Origin of the sequence: Alteromonas sp. V450, assembly GCF_001885075.1 — a bacterium.
Classification (GTDB): Bacteria; Pseudomonadota; Gammaproteobacteria; order Enterobacterales; family Alteromonadaceae; genus Alteromonas.
Genome location: NZ_MODU01000004.1, coordinates 3242832 through 3257619 on the forward strand (window position 1 = coordinate 3242832; position 14788 = coordinate 3257619).

16 protein-coding genes are annotated in these 14788 nt (G+C 44.1%); 6 read left to right on the forward strand and 10 right to left on the reverse strand.

What is annotated here, in order from left to right; genetic code table 11:
* The first annotated feature begins 64 nt into the window (after positions 1–64).
* Complete coding sequence (locus BK026_RS14195; RefSeq protein ID WP_071816442.1) at positions 65–649, forward strand: YceI family protein; 585 nt, start codon at positions 65–67, stop codon at positions 647–649.
* A gap of 64 nt (positions 650–713) precedes the next feature.
* On the opposite strand, the gene mdoH is transcribed toward BK026_RS14195, so the two are convergent.
* From mdoH to BK026_RS19525, 3 genes are all read right to left on the reverse strand, one after another.
* Positions 714–2735, reverse strand: a complete 2022-nt coding sequence (gene mdoH, locus BK026_RS14200; RefSeq protein ID WP_071816443.1) for a glucans biosynthesis glucosyltransferase MdoH — start codon at positions 2733–2735, stop codon at positions 714–716.
* Entirely contained in the window at positions 2713–4269 is a 1557-nt protein-coding gene (locus tag BK026_RS14205) for a glucan biosynthesis protein (protein ID WP_371264984.1), read from the reverse strand. Before BK026_RS14205 ends, mdoH begins: the two co-directional genes overlap by 23 nt.
* A 65-nt stretch (positions 4270–4334) precedes the next feature.
* Complete coding sequence (locus tag BK026_RS19525) at positions 4335–4529, reverse strand: hypothetical protein (RefSeq protein WP_143142132.1); 195 nt, start codon at positions 4527–4529, stop codon at positions 4335–4337.
* A gap of 518 nt (positions 4530–5047) precedes the next feature.
* On the opposite strand from BK026_RS19525, the gene BK026_RS14215 reads away from it, so the two are divergent.
* A complete protein-coding gene (locus tag BK026_RS14215; RefSeq protein WP_071816446.1) occupies positions 5048–5599 on the forward strand; it encodes a porin family protein in 552 nt (183 codons plus the stop codon).
* Positions 5600–5655: 56 nt separating this feature from the next.
* Here BK026_RS14215 and BK026_RS14220 read toward each other — a convergent pair whose 3' ends face one another.
* From BK026_RS14220 to BK026_RS14235, 4 genes are read right to left on the reverse strand one after another with little or no spacing between them, the layout of a single operon-like run.
* Complete coding sequence (locus tag BK026_RS14220) at positions 5656–5889, reverse strand: YheU family protein (protein WP_071816447.1); 234 nt, start codon at positions 5887–5889, stop codon at positions 5656–5658.
* A gap of 39 nt (positions 5890–5928) precedes the next feature.
* Entirely contained in the window at positions 5929–6960 is a 1032-nt protein-coding gene (locus tag BK026_RS14225; RefSeq protein ID WP_071816448.1) for a hydrolase, read from the reverse strand.
* 9 nt (positions 6961–6969) lie between these two features.
* The gene (locus BK026_RS14230) at positions 6970–7485 is read right to left on the reverse strand and encodes a TIGR02444 family protein (RefSeq protein WP_071816449.1); all 516 of its coding nucleotides are present in this window, start codon (positions 7483–7485) and stop codon (positions 6970–6972) included.
* The gene (locus BK026_RS14235) at positions 7478–9430 is read right to left on the reverse strand and encodes an ATP-binding cassette domain-containing protein (protein WP_071816450.1); all 1953 of its coding nucleotides are present in this window, start codon (positions 9428–9430) and stop codon (positions 7478–7480) included. The genes BK026_RS14230 and BK026_RS14235 overlap by 8 nt, the downstream gene beginning before the upstream one ends.
* A 313-nt stretch (positions 9431–9743) precedes the next feature.
* Here BK026_RS14235 and BK026_RS14240 point away from each other — a divergent pair, with 313 nt between their 5' ends.
* Both BK026_RS14240 and BK026_RS14245 read left to right on the forward strand, forming a co-directional pair.
* Complete coding sequence (locus BK026_RS14240) at positions 9744–9950, forward strand: YheV family putative zinc ribbon protein (protein ID WP_071816451.1); 207 nt, start codon at positions 9744–9746, stop codon at positions 9948–9950.
* A 210-nt stretch (positions 9951–10160) separates the two neighbouring features.
* Positions 10161–11276, forward strand: coding sequence for a DUF748 domain-containing protein (locus tag BK026_RS14245; RefSeq protein WP_071816452.1), 1116 nt, complete (start codon positions 10161–10163; stop codon positions 11274–11276).
* Here BK026_RS14245 and BK026_RS14250 read toward each other — a convergent pair.
* A complete protein-coding gene (locus BK026_RS14250) occupies positions 11273–11521 on the reverse strand; it encodes a SlyX family protein (RefSeq protein ID WP_071816453.1) in 249 nt (82 codons plus the stop codon). The genes BK026_RS14245 and BK026_RS14250 overlap by 4 nt on opposite strands.
* A gap of 8 nt (positions 11522–11529) precedes the next feature.
* Complete coding sequence (locus BK026_RS14255) at positions 11530–12462, reverse strand: WD40 repeat domain-containing protein (RefSeq protein ID WP_083575172.1); 933 nt, start codon at positions 12460–12462, stop codon at positions 11530–11532.
* 197 nt (positions 12463–12659) lie between these two features.
* On the opposite strand from BK026_RS14255, the gene fkpA reads away from it, so the two are divergent.
* Positions 12660–13445 carry an FKBP-type peptidyl-prolyl cis-trans isomerase gene (fkpA, locus tag BK026_RS14260; RefSeq protein ID WP_071817679.1) on the forward strand — a complete coding sequence of 262 codons (786 nt, stop codon included), beginning with the start codon at positions 12660–12662 and terminating at the stop codon, positions 13443–13445.
* A gap of 260 nt (positions 13446–13705) precedes the next feature.
* On the opposite strand, the gene BK026_RS14265 is transcribed toward fkpA, so the two are convergent.
* Positions 13706–13975, reverse strand: a complete 270-nt coding sequence (locus tag BK026_RS14265) for a hypothetical protein (RefSeq protein ID WP_071816454.1) — start codon at positions 13973–13975, stop codon at positions 13706–13708.
* A 163-nt stretch (positions 13976–14138) separates the two neighbouring features.
* Between BK026_RS14265 and greB the strand changes: the two genes are divergently transcribed.
* Positions 14139–14624: a transcription elongation factor GreB gene (gene greB, locus BK026_RS14270; RefSeq protein WP_071817680.1), complete on the forward strand. Its 486-nt coding sequence runs from the start codon at positions 14139–14141 to the stop codon at positions 14622–14624.
* The last annotated feature ends 164 nt before the right edge of the window (positions 14625–14788 follow it).

A 14788-nucleotide genomic window follows, 5' to 3' on the forward strand; every position in this document is an offset into this window, starting at 1 on the left:
CGCGTTGATTACCAATGCCCGTTGCTCTGCCAGCAGTATACCAACTATTTATAGGAGTAGATCTATGATGGCGAACCGCACTCGCGCATTATCAGCAGCCTTGATGGCAACTGCAATTGCATTACCTGCATCTGCAGATTGGCGCCTTGATGAAGCCTCTAGCGCGCTACATTTTCTATCAACCAAGAATGCTCAAGTTACCGAAGTACATAGTTTCGATAGTTTCACTGGAAATTTAAGTGATGATGGCAAGCTTCGTGTTGCGGTCGATTTAGCGTCAGTGAATACAGCAATAGACATTCGTAATAAGCGAATGCAGGAGATGCTGTTTAATATTAAAACGTTTTCAGAAGCAACATTCGAAGCGTCGCTTCCCAAGACAATGCAAAACCTTAAAAAAGGACAAGTTGTCAGTGGAAAAGTTGACGGTATTCTTACACTTCATGGTAAAGCCGTACCCACCTCATTTTCTGTAACGGCAAGTGCGGTTGATGACGAGCGATTAACTGTTTCAACAACGGCTCCTACTCTCATTAAAGCAGAGTCTTTTGGGTTAGCAGAAGGGGTTGCTGCACTGCAAAAAATAGCAGGCCTTAACAGTATTACTACCACCGTACCAGTAACATTCTCTGTAACGTTTAAACAGTAAGAAACACAGAAAGCCGCATCTTGAGAGCATAGATGCGGCGTTTTTACATGCGCTACAGTGCGGTTCAGGCACTTCCAGGCAAGGCCGGACGCATCGGTAGGGGTTTTTGATTGAGCATTTGCTCTGGCATAGTTAGCCACAAACTGTCGGGCAACACAGGCACAACGGCCTTATGCTGGGATACAGCGAAATAGCGCATTGCTACTCGCAATCGTTTCAGCGCTTTACACTCATTTACCTCTTGGTCGATAACAAATACCCCCCACTTGCGCATGGTGACGCCTAAACTGTCACTGCTGGTAATGCGAATTACCGGCGCTGCTAAGACCATTCCAACAAGCACAGGTAACAGCCACATAAATAACGAAGGTGTGAAATAAAATGTTGTCACTCCCCACGCAACCGCTAAGCAACTCATAATTTGCGTATGCTTTATCGCTACGCTCCACGGCACCTTTCGACCTTCTCTTTCTTGCGCTTCCCATTTGACTGAGTGCCCTATTAATACACTGATCACAAAGTAGCTATGATAAAACATCATTAGGGGCGCTATAAGCACAGCCATAACCACCTCGATCGCTGCGCCTTTTAGCAACGACCATGCACCGCCAAATTCATCACGACGCTTTATCAAGGCTAAAGCAATACCGAGTAATTTGGGCAAGAAGAGTAACGCAGCGGTTCCCCACATGGTAACCATCATCATATCCTGACGAGCTATCTGCCAACTGGGGAAAAGTTGGTACTCACTAACAAAAAACTCGGGGACCGAGGTCGCACGGATAAGCGCATCGACCGTTCCTAGTGCCAACATGCAAAAAAGGATGAGTGACGAAATATATGCGAACGCGCCAAATAAAAAATGCAGGCGATTGGCCGTTTTTAGCCCTTTAACCTTTAGCAGGCCAAGATGCTGGATATTGCCTTGAACCCAGCGGCGGTCACGAATTGCATAGTCGACAATATTACTAGGCACTTCCTCGTAGCTACCCGTCATGTCTGTCAGAAGGTAGGCATGCCAGCCCGCACGACGCAGCAGCGCAGCTTCTACAAAATCATGGCTTAAAATTTCTCCACCAAAAGGCGCACGCCCCTCGAGAGTGGGTAGCCCGCAATGTTGCATGAAAGGCGCTATCCGTATAATCGCATTATGCCCCCAGTAGTTTGCACTGTCTGTTTGCCAAAAAGAGAGACCTGTAGCCAACATTGGGCTGTATAGGTGGGCGGCAAACTGAACAAAACGGCCAAAAAACGTATTTTGTCGCACGGGCATAGGGATCGTTTGAACAAGCGCCGTATCGGGATTTTGCTCGATACGGCGGGCGAGATCCTCCATCCGCTCACCGCTCATTACGCTGTCAGCATCAAGTACAATCATCGATTCATAGTTTCCGCCCCAGCGTTCACAAAACTCCTTCAAATTTCCAACTTTACGGTGAGAGTTTTGCTCACGGCGACGATAAAATACTCGCGATGAAGCGTGACCTAAACGCTTTTGTAAGCGATTAAAAGCACGAAGTTCTGCGTCAGCTTTTTCCGCATCTCTCGTGTCACTTAGCATATAGAAGTCAAAGTTATCTGCATTTTGGCCTTCGATAATTTCTCGAACACACGCCTCAAAGCCAACCATGATACGGCGAGTGTCTTCGTTATAAACGGGCATGACCACAGCATGACGCTGCGTTAGCGGCACCACGCTGTCAGGGGTTGCTTGATTCTTTCTTAAGCTTAAGGGGTCAATATTGAACAGCTGTAAAACAAAACCAATAATGCCTGTCCAAAACGCCATACACAGCCATGCAAACAGGGTTAATCCCAATCCTAACTGTGCTATTTCTAAATTTGTTAAGCCGTTTGGAAGAAATATTTCATACAAACTCCAACCAGCCAGTGCCGTACTTGGAATTACTAGCATCGCCATGAATAACAAACGCATATGCTCTCCTTTGATAATTTTATGACTTGCTCGCACAGTGTCATGTAAACGCTTTTGTGACCTGTTTCCGTCAACGCCTTCAGATACTGCTGTAGATTTCTGTTCCACCAACACAGCAGTGTGAGGTTTACTTTTTAGGTTGATAGACATAATTCCACACCTCACTAACACGCTCGCCGTCTTTCTCAATGTAAGCGCGCATATCAACCGTTTGATTTTCTTTTGGATTGACTAAGAATGTTGCCCGCCACTCTTGACCATCAGCCACGGGATATAACCGCTGCTGCGAAATGGCGCCATTTGTCACACTCATTACTAACTTCATTTTATCGCTATTAAATTGCACGTTTTCCGGCACGCTAAAGTCGATACTAAACTGTCTTGTCGTATTCAAACTCTCATCTTTAAATTCATCGCCCGGCAGTACGGCCTGCCCCTGGCGGGTACGCACAATCGATGCTAATTTGCTTACGAAAGGGTTTTGCTCTACCGTTTTTAGCTCATACGCAAAGTAAAGAGACTCTCCGGCTTTAAAGGGCTTTTTCGGTGTCCAAAACGCAACAATATTGTCGTGTATCTCAGACTTAGTAGGAATTTCAACAACTTCTAAGCGACCCTCCTCAAACCCTTGTTGCGGTGTAACCCACAGCCCAGGTCGAAGATGGTAATTTGCTTCGGCGTCTAAATAATTGTGCCATTCACCGTCTCGCTGTAGCACGCCAAAACCTCTGGGGCTGTTGTCACTCAAGGACGTGACTTGTAATCGTGCAGGGTTTGTCAAGGGGCGCCAGATTTCCTCGCCCGCATGCGTTACCATTAATACACCGTCGCTATCGTGTACCTCGGGGCGATAATCGTCGTGGCGTTTCTGCGTATTTTCGCCATAGAGAAACATACTGGTGAACGGTGCAACGCCAAGCTTATTCACATCTTCTCTGGCAAAAAGCCAACTCTCTACCTGAACCGATGTATCAACATCTGGCTGGATAGTAAATTTGTATGCGCCCGCAACCGATGGGCTTTCAAGACGCGCGTAAAGAGTGATTGGTTGACCCTTTTTCGGTTCAATGATCCAAAATTCTGTGAAGTGCGGAAACTCTTCACCTTTTGCTAATGCAGTATCAATAGCCAGCCCTCGCGCAGAGATTCCATAAACTTGGTTCTTACCGACCAACCGAAAGTACGACGCGCCTAAAAACACGGCGAATTCATCTTTATACGCTTCGTTCTTAATAGGATAATGAATACGAAAACCGGCAAAGCCTGATTTTTCATCCGTCAACCCAGAAAGCTCTGCTGCTCGTCCGTCATAGCGAAACATGTCATTGTCAAAAGCTAGATGTGAAGGTTTGTTGTCGCTGCCGATAGTGTGGATGGTAACCGGATACTCATACAAAAAGCCCGGGTGAAAAAACTGTAGCTCATAATCATTTTTCCCATGCCACAAGCTCTGCTCAGGCTTAAATCGGATTGAGCGATACGTGGTGTAATCGATGTCTTTAAGTTTGTCATTTAATCCATGATCATCTTGCTCATAGCCTTCACTTGCTGACAATTTGGCATCATCAATAACGCCCTGCAGTATAGGAGACAATTTGTGAGGCTGATTACTGTCATTTACTTCAACTGCAAAGCTTGCGTGAATAGGAACGAATACAAAAACGCTCGCAATAACCCATAGCATTCGAGAAATACCGCGCTTGCGGCTTTTTTGTATAGTAGAAACTGGCACAACCATTTGTCCTCTCCTTATGAAAACAACGTTACCGATTGAGGGAAAAGCAACATTGCTTTTTCAAAACCACAAGAAAGGTGCTCGATATCATCTTTCCCATGCTCGGCTGAATAGTGATGGCCTACTTGGAACAAGATCCCTTTCTTATTCGCTCTTCGGGTTTTCCCCAATCCTTGCCGTAAACGGCATAAGCGAATGGTCGGTAACACACCAGTGTCTCAGCAAAAGATGTTCCAATACGAAACACCGCATCATGAAATTTAAAAAATCCATACATATCTGACGGTTAGAATATTCAATAACTCTGTTTTCAGCTTGGCTACACGGTGTAAATTTGTCCGACCTCTTAGACAAAAGGATATGTGTTGGTTATTAGCGACAGTTATCTATGCCAACTTGTCATGATCCACTGAAAAGGCGATTAAGAATCGGCTACGGGAAAGAGGGGCTAAATATTTTTTATATAAAATACAGCCACTTAAAAGCATAAGCCAAGAAAACTTTAAGGTTCGGCGGTTTTTGGCAAAGCCTTTGCAATTTGCACAAGGTTGGAAAAGCTTTGGAAAGGCGTTTACACGCCTTACCTGGATGCGAATACAAAGGTGCGTGATATCTGCTCAGCTTTGCGTAATAGCAAAACGTGAGTTTGGGAAGACGCGACAGGTTAAAAAGTTAAGCGCTTTTTTTGCTAGCGCACCGTGACATTGTGAACATTAGGAGTTATCACATGCGTAAAACAATCACACTACTTGCTGCATTTACGGCAACAACGTTTTCTTTATCTGCAATGGCTGACAAGCCAGATTGGCGCTATGTAGAAGGTGGTTACACTAAAATGGATTTTGACGACAATGAGTCGTTTGAACCTGACGGCCTAACCGTAAACGGTAAATACCTATTAAATAGCAACTGGTTTTTGAACGGCGAGTACAGTTTTTTTGAAGAAGGCAATTTTGATTTTAACATGCTGACTGTTGGTGCCGGATACCGAATTCCAGTAAACGCTTCAACGGACGCTTATGTCGGCGCTAACGTTGAACGCGTTGATGGCGACGTAGAGGACGATACAGGCTATAGCATTAATGCGGGTTTACGTTCAATGCTAACTGAACAAGTTGAGCTGGCTGGCGAGGTAGGTTACTACGATGTAGATGATGGTGAAGCTACATTTAAAATTGGTGCAAACTACTACATAACACCTCAATGGGCCGTAGGTGCCAGCTATAAGTTTATTGACGACCTAGATATCATGCAGGTTACGGCTCGCTACGCGTTTTAAACCTCCCTCTCCTCAGGAAGGTCAGCCGGGTTGCTCGACCCGGCTTTTTTATTGGTTTACTGTGCGTCTTCTTCGGTTTGTATTTCTTCTTTGCGTTTAATATCTACGCTCTCATGCAGTTCTGAATAAACCAGTACGGCTTCACCACTTTTGAGCCTCTCTATAACTTGATTTACTTTGGTACTAAGCTCAACTTCCTGTTCACCATAGTCAGTGCCTTCTCTCAGTACAAAGGATTCTACTAGGCTGTATAGAGTTTCAGCTTCAAGTGCGTCGATAGGTATGATCATATGCGCTTTTGTCCCGTGACTTGTTGGTTAACGCTTTGCCTACTTCACATAGCTACATGTACTGTCGACAGGTAAAATATCGCTGACAAACCGCTTAACTCGCTCATGTAGCCATACTGTTGGATTCAGTATCGAGCCTTGCATAAACCCCACATGACCACCTCTTTCGCTCAGTTCAAGGGTAACGTTACGGGCGAGTTCATCTTCTTTCGGTATAATCAGGTGATTCATAAAGGGGTCATCGATACTGTGCAAAACCAATGTCGGGCAGTGTATCGCACTTAAAAAATGATAAGCACTGCATTTTTCATAATAATCTTGCGCGTCGGCAAAGCCGTGTAATGGTGCTGTTATTTTCTCATCAAACTGCGTAAAACTGTGAATGTTATCAACATCATTTTTGGTAAGCTGAATAAGTTTGCGGTAGTCAATGTATTCCATTTTCTTGCGCAAGGTATTTTTCATGCTGGTTAATAGGTATTTTTGATATACCCGCGAAAAGCCCTGATTTATAGACTTTGCGCATTCTGAAAGCTTGAGCGGAGACGATATAGCAACAGCCGCTTTAAGCCACTTTTGTGCAGGATTCTCACCCAATAATTTTAGCAGCATATTTCCCCCTAATGAAAAACCTATTGCAACCTTAGGAATTCGGGGAAACTTGTTGTGTAAGTAATCTAAGAAAAAGCTAGGATCCTCCGTTTCACCGCTGTGGTATGCCCTTGCCTTTAGATTTGGTACGCCGCTGCATCCGCGATAGTGCATCATAACCACTTGCCATCCGTTAACCGACATCTGAGCCATCATGTCATTTGCATAATGCGACTTAATGCTTCCCTCTAAGCCGTGAAACATAACGACAATGCCCGACATTTCATTAGGTTTTGGCCCCCAGGCGACATCCACAAAGTCGTCATCGGGAAGCGTTAGCCGTTCCATCTCGTAAGACAAGGGCAAACGCTTTTGAATAAAGCGCGGCCAGATGGTTTGTACGTGACGGTTTTTAGCCCACCGTGACACACTAAAGCTACTTTTAATAATTTTTCCATGTACTAGGGCTGATTTACTCATTGTCACTACTTATTGTTTTTCTCGTTGCGGTAACTGTTTCAAAACGGTACTAAATAGACTGCGTGCTTGTGCGTTTTCTCGTAACGCATAGACGTTAATAAAAGACGCGATAGATGCATTGAGCACGGCATTGTCAGTATTAACATCACGGGTAGGTATTACGGTAAGCGAAAGTGAATTAAATGCATTAACGATATCAGCTTGTTGATGCTGTTCCAGCACTAATTCTTGGGCTTTTAACGCTTCGTAACCAGACTTGTCTCCCCCCTTGTCGGGGTGCGCTAATTTACGTTTTTCTCGATGAGATATTAGCCCTGCTTCATGCATATTTGCAGCGTCTATGACCGTTTTCAACTGCATAAAATTGATCACAACACCGTGCTCAATACACCAACAGATAAGCAGCATAACGTTTACATTTACACCATGATTGTCTTGTAATAGCAAAGAGAGAGCCGCAATGTCTTGAGTTTTGTAGCGTGCAAGGCTGTATTGCCAAAAACGCTCAGCAGTTAATTTATGCATTGGTTGCCTCAAACTCCTCTCGTGCCAGCTCTATTTGCTCTTGAGCGTCAAGCCATGCCATTTCTTCCTCTTCTAATTGCTGTTTCAGCAATGCCTGCTTATCCAGCAATTGCAAAAGCTCGGTTTTTCTCTCTTCACTGTACAGATCTGTGTCTGATAGCGCGAGTTCAACATCGCTTAGTGAACTTTGATGTTTTTCAATCGCTTTTTCGTGTTTTTCAACCGCTTTTTTAAATGGTGCAATTTTCTGCCTAAACTCAGCTTCCCGACGCTTTTCTTCCTTTCTATCAACTTTGCGATCAGTCTTAGCCATATCTCCTGATGCAAGTATTGCGTCGTCTTTAGCATCACTGTTTGCCTTTGCCTTTTCAGCGGCTTGTTGCTTCAAAATCCAATCGCGATAATCGTCCAAATCACCTTTAAACGGTTCTACTGAACCGCTGTCGACTAGGTAGAAGTCTTCACATACTGATGACAGTAAAAACCTATCGTGCGATACAAGTACCATGGCGCCTTCAAAGCCCTGTAGGGCAATGTTCAACGCATGGCGCATTTCCAAATCCAAATGGTTAGTGGGTTCATCTAGCAGCAGTAGATTTGGTTTTTGATATACGATAAGCGCAAGTACTAATCGCGCTTTTTCACCTCCCGACATCGGCGCCACGGGAGCAAGTGCCTCGTCTCCATTAAACCCAAAGCCGCCCAGGTAATCTCGAAGCTGCTGCTCTGTCGCTTTTTCATCAAGACGTTGAAGATGCAATAGTGGTGTTGCATTAGCGTCTAATGTTTCTAACTGATGCTGAGCAAAATAGCCTATTTTCAACCCTTTCGCCGCATTAAAAATCCCCTGTTTTGGCGCATGCACTCCGGCAAGAAGCTTAATAAGCGTTGACTTACCTTGACCATTTCTCCCGAGCAGTCCAATACGGCTTCCCGGCACCAAGTTGAGCTTTACCTGCTCAAGTACAATACGTTCTGCATAGCCTAACTGTATTTTTTCCATTTGAACTAATGGATTAGGCAATGCAGTGGGCGTAGCAAACTCAAAGCTAAATGGGCTCGCCATGTGAGCAGGTAGCAGCATTTCCATTTTTTCTAGCTGTTTTATTCGGCTTTGCGCCTGCTTTGCTTTGCTTGCCTTAGCTTTAAATCGAGTAATAAAGGAATTGAGGTGCGCAACCTTTTGTTGTTGTTTTTCAAATTCCAAGTTCTGCAGTCGAATACGCTCTGCACGCTGAGTTTCGTAGGATGAATAATTTCCGGTATAAGCGATTAATTTCTGTTGTTCCACGCTAATAATCTGCGCAACTGTATTGTCGATAAACGCTTTATCGTGAGAAATTAACAGCAGGGTTCCCGTGTAGCGCTGCAGCCACTTTTCTAACCATATGACCGCGTCGAGATCGAGGTGGTTAGTCGGCTCATCAAGCAACAGAAGATCAGAGGGACAAAGCAAAGCTTGGGCTAAGTTCAAACGCATACGCCAACCTCCAGAAAAGTCGGTTATCGGTGCATTTAGCTGTCCGTTAGTAAAACCTAACCCCGATAAAATGGTGGCTGCGCGAGACTCAACGTCATAGGCGCCCGATTGCTCTAGTTGGCCATGAAGCTGACCTATTAACACACCATCTTCAGCTGCTTCAGCGTCGTTAAGCTGCGCTTGAAGCGCACGTAAATGCTGGTCACCATCGATAACGTATTCAATTGCTGTTCGATGCGATGCGGGTGTCTCTTGCGCCACACTCACAATTCGCCAGTCGCTGGGCACACTGCAATCTCCAGCGTCAACACTTAACTCACCTCTTAGCAACGCAAATAGCGTTGATTTTCCGCAGCCATTGCTACCGATAAGCGCCACTTTGTGACCAGGAAAAACTTGGGCAGACGCATCTTCCAGCAGCATTTTTCTGCCACGTAACAAAGACACATTAGAGAGCTTGATCATGAATAACCTTATGATGAAACAACAAACGACAGCTAAAACACTATTCTCACATATGCGAAAAGTTAGAAATGCAAAGTGCCTTTCTAATAATGCGCGAACAACGGAAAACATAATATCAAAAACTTAAGCTAAAAGCTGATCATCACTTGGTATTTGACGGTATAATTAAAGCGTGTTGATGTTCGCTGTAGAAATTTTGTTCGAGATAAACGCGCTTTGATTGAAGCGCCCCGCATGTGTTTTAGAAATCTAAATAATTCAGGCGGAACAAATATCAACACGCCCTAGTACCAAAATAACCAAAGGAGTAAGTATGTCGAAGAATGTAAGACGTCGTTTTGTTGCTGGTGCTACATGCCCGCAATGCAAAGCGCTAGATACTATTTCTTTATACTTTGAAAATAACGTAGAGAAACTTGAGTGTGTAGCCTGCGGCTACAACGAAGCACAAACTGATGACAAGGTAAGCCAAGCAACACGTGAAAATGAAAACGTTATCGGTATTTTTAAACCTCATTAATACACGATTGTTGGTAAGGCAAAGTGCCTCTTTTGGAACACGTTAATTCTCCTCAGTAGCGCTGATTTGATCGTATTCAATGCTCCTTTTTGAATAGAAAATTGGCGTAATACCATCGCCGCAACTTAACCTTTTTACGAATTTCATTTCTTTAAGCCTGATCCTACATGCCAAATGAAGGTACAAACTTCATAAGCTAAGGAGCAAAAGGTGAACGGAAAAACCCATATCTCAACGTATGTTCTTATTTTTTTACTGCTTGTGCTAGTTTTGCGGCTTGCGATGCCCTATGCAGTGCAGTGGTACATTAATGAGACATTAAGCCAGTCTACCCGCTACGATGGAAGAGTAGGGGATGTTGACATTATGTTGTGGCGCGGTGCGTACAGCTTAGAACACGTTGTTTTGTACAAATCCAATGGCGAAGTAGACAGGCCTTTTGTGAATGTAGATTACATCGAGTTCACCTTAGCTTGGTCGCAACTTATAAAAGGGGCTGCAGTAGGCAAAGTAAAGGTTGAAACACCTGAGATAAACTTTGTAGACGGCGGGACGGATGCAGCAAGTCAGTCGGGCAAAAATGAAAATTGGCTATCTATTGCCGATCAATTATTTCCACTTAGAATTGATGAGCTTACCGTAAAAAATGGTCGCGTTAACTTTTCTAATCCAAACACCACACCGGCCATCGATATTTCACTACACGATATTGAGGTTGTGCTTACCAATTTGGTTAACAGTGACGCACTATCCGATACCCGTATTGCCACGGCAAAAGTTACTGGGCAAACGGCTACACAAGGCACATTGCAGATTAATGCCAAGCTTAATCCAGCGACATCCAGCCCAACCTTTGACATTGATATTAAGGCCGAAAATGTTGGTTTGGTGAACTTCAAAAACGTGTTAGACACCTATGCGCCCTTTGATCTGGAAGCCGGCACACTTACGCTTGCGGCAGAAATTGCATCGGATGATGGGAAAGTGAAAGGCTACGTGAAACCCATTTTGCATAATGTAGAGGTATTTTCTTGGAAGGGGGATATTGAGCGTGATGACGACGGCTTTTTCCAAGGTAGTGTTGAAGCGATATCAGCGCTGATCACCGAGCTTTTTGAAAACCAGAGTAAAGATCAAATTGCCACGCGCATTCCCATTAAGGGAGATCTATCTAGCCCTGAAATGCAGTCTTGGGAAGCCTTCAAAGCGATCCTAAAAAATGCGTTTGTTCAGGCTTTTAAAGGCGATATTGAAAAAAGCATTGAGCTAAATCAGCTCAATAAAACAGAGGACCAAACCATACCGGCCTCCGTTAATGAGCGCTAGTAGTGTGGAGGAGGGGTTTCTTCTGATTGTTTCGCAATATTAGACGGCTCAATAGATTTCACTCTATCAATAACATGTCGCACTTTAAATGCGATGTCATCAAGCTGTTTTTGCTGCGATGACAGTGCTTCATTTAACGCTTCAATAGTATGTTCCTGAAATGCCACTTTGGTTTGTAATTCTTCAATAGAAGCGTTTGCCGCCTCTAGCTCCTGTTGAAGCTTTTTTTCCTGACTTTCATTCATTGCGCTTTTTACCTCTCACGTTGCCAGACTTCTGCTAGCCCACTACTACTCAACGACACTATATTACCATCTGACATAAAGGCTACGCCATACACAACTGCGGTAGGAGGCGACAGGTTTTCTCGTGACGCAACCTGAATAGCTTGTTGTTCCTTTCCTGTGACAATATCCCACACATATACTTTTCGAGAGGGCGAGCCAGTAAGCAAGTACTTACCATCTTTAGAAAACTCTACATCTGTAAACATTTTTTGTCGTGATGCGTATTGTAAAGCGCTAACTGGCTGTCCTGTTTGAACATCCCAAATCTGAGATTTACTTTGGCTATCTGCCGTAAATGCAAAGCGCCCAGAATCGTCAAGTGCAACCTTTGTTACGCGTGTCGGATGAGTAAACGTATGAATTATCTGCCCTGTCTCAGTGCTCCACAAGTAGGCGATATAGTCATTCCCCCCTGAAAGGGCAAATTTACCGTTCGGCGAGATATCAATAGAGTTTACTTTTTCAGTATGACCAAGAAACTCAAGTCGACGGGAGGTTCTCGGCTCAAAAAACATGATATTTCCGTTAGATCGCGCAACTAAAATTCCCCTTCCGCCATTCGTAACCACTACGTCGCGTATATTCGACTCATCGATACGCCAAAAGCCTTCTGGCTCACCTGTTTGTACGCTCCACAGCGCGAAGGCCTCCCTATCGGCGGTTACAACATATTGCTTGTCAGCACTTATATGGACCGATACAACTAAATTGTCGCCTTCTCCTTGGTGCCCCCAGTGATACAGCGGCGTATCTTCTCCAATGCGCCACACGTTTATTCCATTATCAACGCCCGATACAACAGCTAAACTGCCATCTGTTGATATATCTGCTGCATAAGCACCTTCTTCAACATGACGCCACTGTTTAATTGGCGTAGTATCAGGAACGGAGCATCCCACGAGTTTACAAACTAGTGCGATGAGTAACACAATTTTAAGGAACATTTGAGGTTTAAACATAATCAAATGGCTTTCGCTTTGTAAATGCTAGGTTTAACATAGCATGGATCACGCATCTTTAACTATCGTGCACACTGCCTTAGATGCAGCAGTATAGACATAGACGCATGATGATAATAATTATTGGAGACAGTTTTATGCAGAAGTCGCTTGTTGCCCTATCTACAATTGCTGCGTTAGGCCTTTTTGCTTGCCAGCCAAACACCTCTGATGAGGCCGCTTCTACAGGCACCGAAGGTGCAAATGTTACTGCTGTTTCAGCAGAAGAAATGACAGACGCTCAAAAGCAAGCTTATGCTATGGGTGCAAGCATGGGACTATTTGTTACCACGCGCGCAGAACAACAAGAACAACTTGGGCTATCACTTGATCAAGCTGCCCTTCAGCAGGGCTTTAATGATGGCCTTAACGACACGCTTAAATTTACTCCTGAGCAAATACAACAAATTGCTCAACAAGGTGAAGAAGTATTGCGTGCAAAGCAGCAAGAAATGGCCGCTGAAGCTGCTGAAAAGAACATTGAAGCCGGCCTAGCTTATTTAGAGGAAAACGGTCAACGCGAAGGCGTTGTAACGACCGACTCTGGTTTGCAATATGAAGTATTAACAGAAGGCGAGGGAGCAAGCCCTGAAGCAACAGACCTAGTTAAGGTGCATTACCGTGGCACCCTTTTAGACGGTACTGAATTTGATTCGTCATATAAGCGAGGCGAACCTGCGCAATTTCCTCTTAATCAAGTTATTGCAGGATGGACGGAAGGCGTTCAGCTTATGAAAGAAGGCGCAAAATACCGTTTCCACATTCCTTCAGAGCTTGCTTATGGCCGACGCTCTACTGGTTCAATAACACCAAATTCAACACTTATCTTTGACGTTGAGTTACTTGAAGTTGTCAAACCACAAGCCGAAGCAACCGAAGAGTAACAGGAAGCAATAAGAGAAAGCCGACGCAGAGCGTCGGCTTTTTTGTTTTGTTGAGTCAGCGTAATCCCTGCCTACCTCGTCCCTACGAGCAAGTGGTGTTTCTACCACGCGCGTACCCAAATAATAAAGTGGGTTATTCAATTTGCTGGGTGCCTCGAATCACCTTTAAAGCATAGTATAAACTCGACAAAAATCACTTAAAGTGGCTACCTTTTATGTAACGATTTTGCCTTAAAAATGTCGTGTTAGAACGAATTATTTTATCGATGTGGCACGCGTCTTCTCTCTGCGTGAACTTTGAACGTTGCGAAGTGATGTAATACTGCTCGCCCTAGTTTATATAGCGCGATGCCGAGGACTAAAAAGAAGACTGTGTGAAAACTTTCTAGCCGAATGACAATGTCTAATAATACGTAAAGAAGCAGCGAGCCTCCGCTTAAAAACAATAAAAAACCTAACAGCGCACCGGTAGCTTGGACGGCGCTGCTACTTCGCTTTACTGTCTTTAAGAGCGGATCTTGATTGTGCATCACCTTGTCTCCTTTGTTTTACATTCTTTTATACGAGAGCAAGGCGCGTATAGTTTATGTTCAATAGGCATACATTTATTTTGTTTTGTTACACTAAAATATTGGGTTTTGTTAGATAACCCTCATAACCTAGTTGAGTTAATCACTGAGCGTGTGGAGCATTGTGAAAACACCGTTAGTTACCCGTAAAGGGTATTTAAAGTTGAAGCAGGAACTTGATTTTTTGTGGCGAGAAGAACGCCCAGAAATAACGCGAAAAGTCACATGGGCTGCAAGCCTTGGTGATAGAAGCGAAAATGCTGACTATCAATACAACAAAAAAAAGCTGCGCGAAATAGACAGACGCGTTCGTTATTTACGCAAGTGCTTAGAAAACCTGAAAGTAGTGGATTATGATCCTCAACAAGAGGGCAGGGTTTTCTTTGGCGCATGGGTTGAGATTGAAAACGAAAGCGGTACGTTAATGACCTTGCGCCTTGTTGGTTACGATGAAATTTTTGGGCGGAAAGACTACATTTCAATAGATTCTCCAATGGCGCGCGCTTTAGTTGGCAAAGAAGAAGATGACGAGTTTGTAGTGGTAACCGACACTGGCACTAAAGCATGGTGGATAAATCGTATTTGGTACGACAGCACTGACAAGCTATAGCACTAATAAATGTGCTTTAAAAATTTTTAGAGGGGGAGTGGACACACGACTTTCCCTATACCGCGATGATATAATTATCGCGCCATTTTTTAATTTAGACGCTGCACTTTATAAATGTTGGAGCAGCGCCAATTCGCAACATCCAGCGCGAATTGTTTGTATCT

Coding starts and splice junctions, on each gene's coding strand:
- fkpA (WP_071817679.1), top strand. CDS start 12,660: ATGCAGAAGTCGCTTGTTGCCCTATCTACAATTGCTGCGTTAGGCCTT.
- BK026_RS14205 (WP_371264984.1), bottom strand. CDS start 4,269: ATGCTATGGGTTATTGCGAGCGTTTTTGTATTCGTTCCTATTCACGCA.
- mdoH (WP_071816443.1), bottom strand. CDS start 2,735: ATGTCTATCAACCTAAAAAGTAAACCTCACACTGCTGTGTTGGTGGAA.
- BK026_RS14225 (WP_071816448.1), bottom strand. CDS start 6,960: ATGAGTAAATCAGCCCTAGTACATGGAAAAATTATTAAAAGTAGCTTT.
- BK026_RS14220 (WP_071816447.1), bottom strand. CDS start 5,889: ATGATCATACCTATCGACGCACTTGAAGCTGAAACTCTATACAGCCTA.
- BK026_RS14235 (WP_071816450.1), bottom strand. CDS start 9,430: ATGATCAAGCTCTCTAATGTGTCTTTGTTACGTGGCAGAAAAATGCTG.
- BK026_RS14215 (WP_071816446.1), top strand. CDS start 5,048: ATGCGTAAAACAATCACACTACTTGCTGCATTTACGGCAACAACGTTT.
- BK026_RS14265 (WP_071816454.1), bottom strand. CDS start 13,975: ATGCACAATCAAGATCCGCTCTTAAAGACAGTAAAGCGAAGTAGCAGC.
- BK026_RS14230 (WP_071816449.1), bottom strand. CDS start 7,485: ATGCATAAATTAACTGCTGAGCGTTTTTGGCAATACAGCCTTGCACGC.
- BK026_RS14250 (WP_071816453.1), bottom strand. CDS start 11,521: ATGAATGAAAGTCAGGAAAAAAAGCTTCAACAGGAGCTAGAGGCGGCA.
- BK026_RS14195 (WP_071816442.1), top strand. CDS start 65: ATGATGGCGAACCGCACTCGCGCATTATCAGCAGCCTTGATGGCAACT.
- BK026_RS14240 (WP_071816451.1), top strand. CDS start 9,744: ATGTCGAAGAATGTAAGACGTCGTTTTGTTGCTGGTGCTACATGCCCG.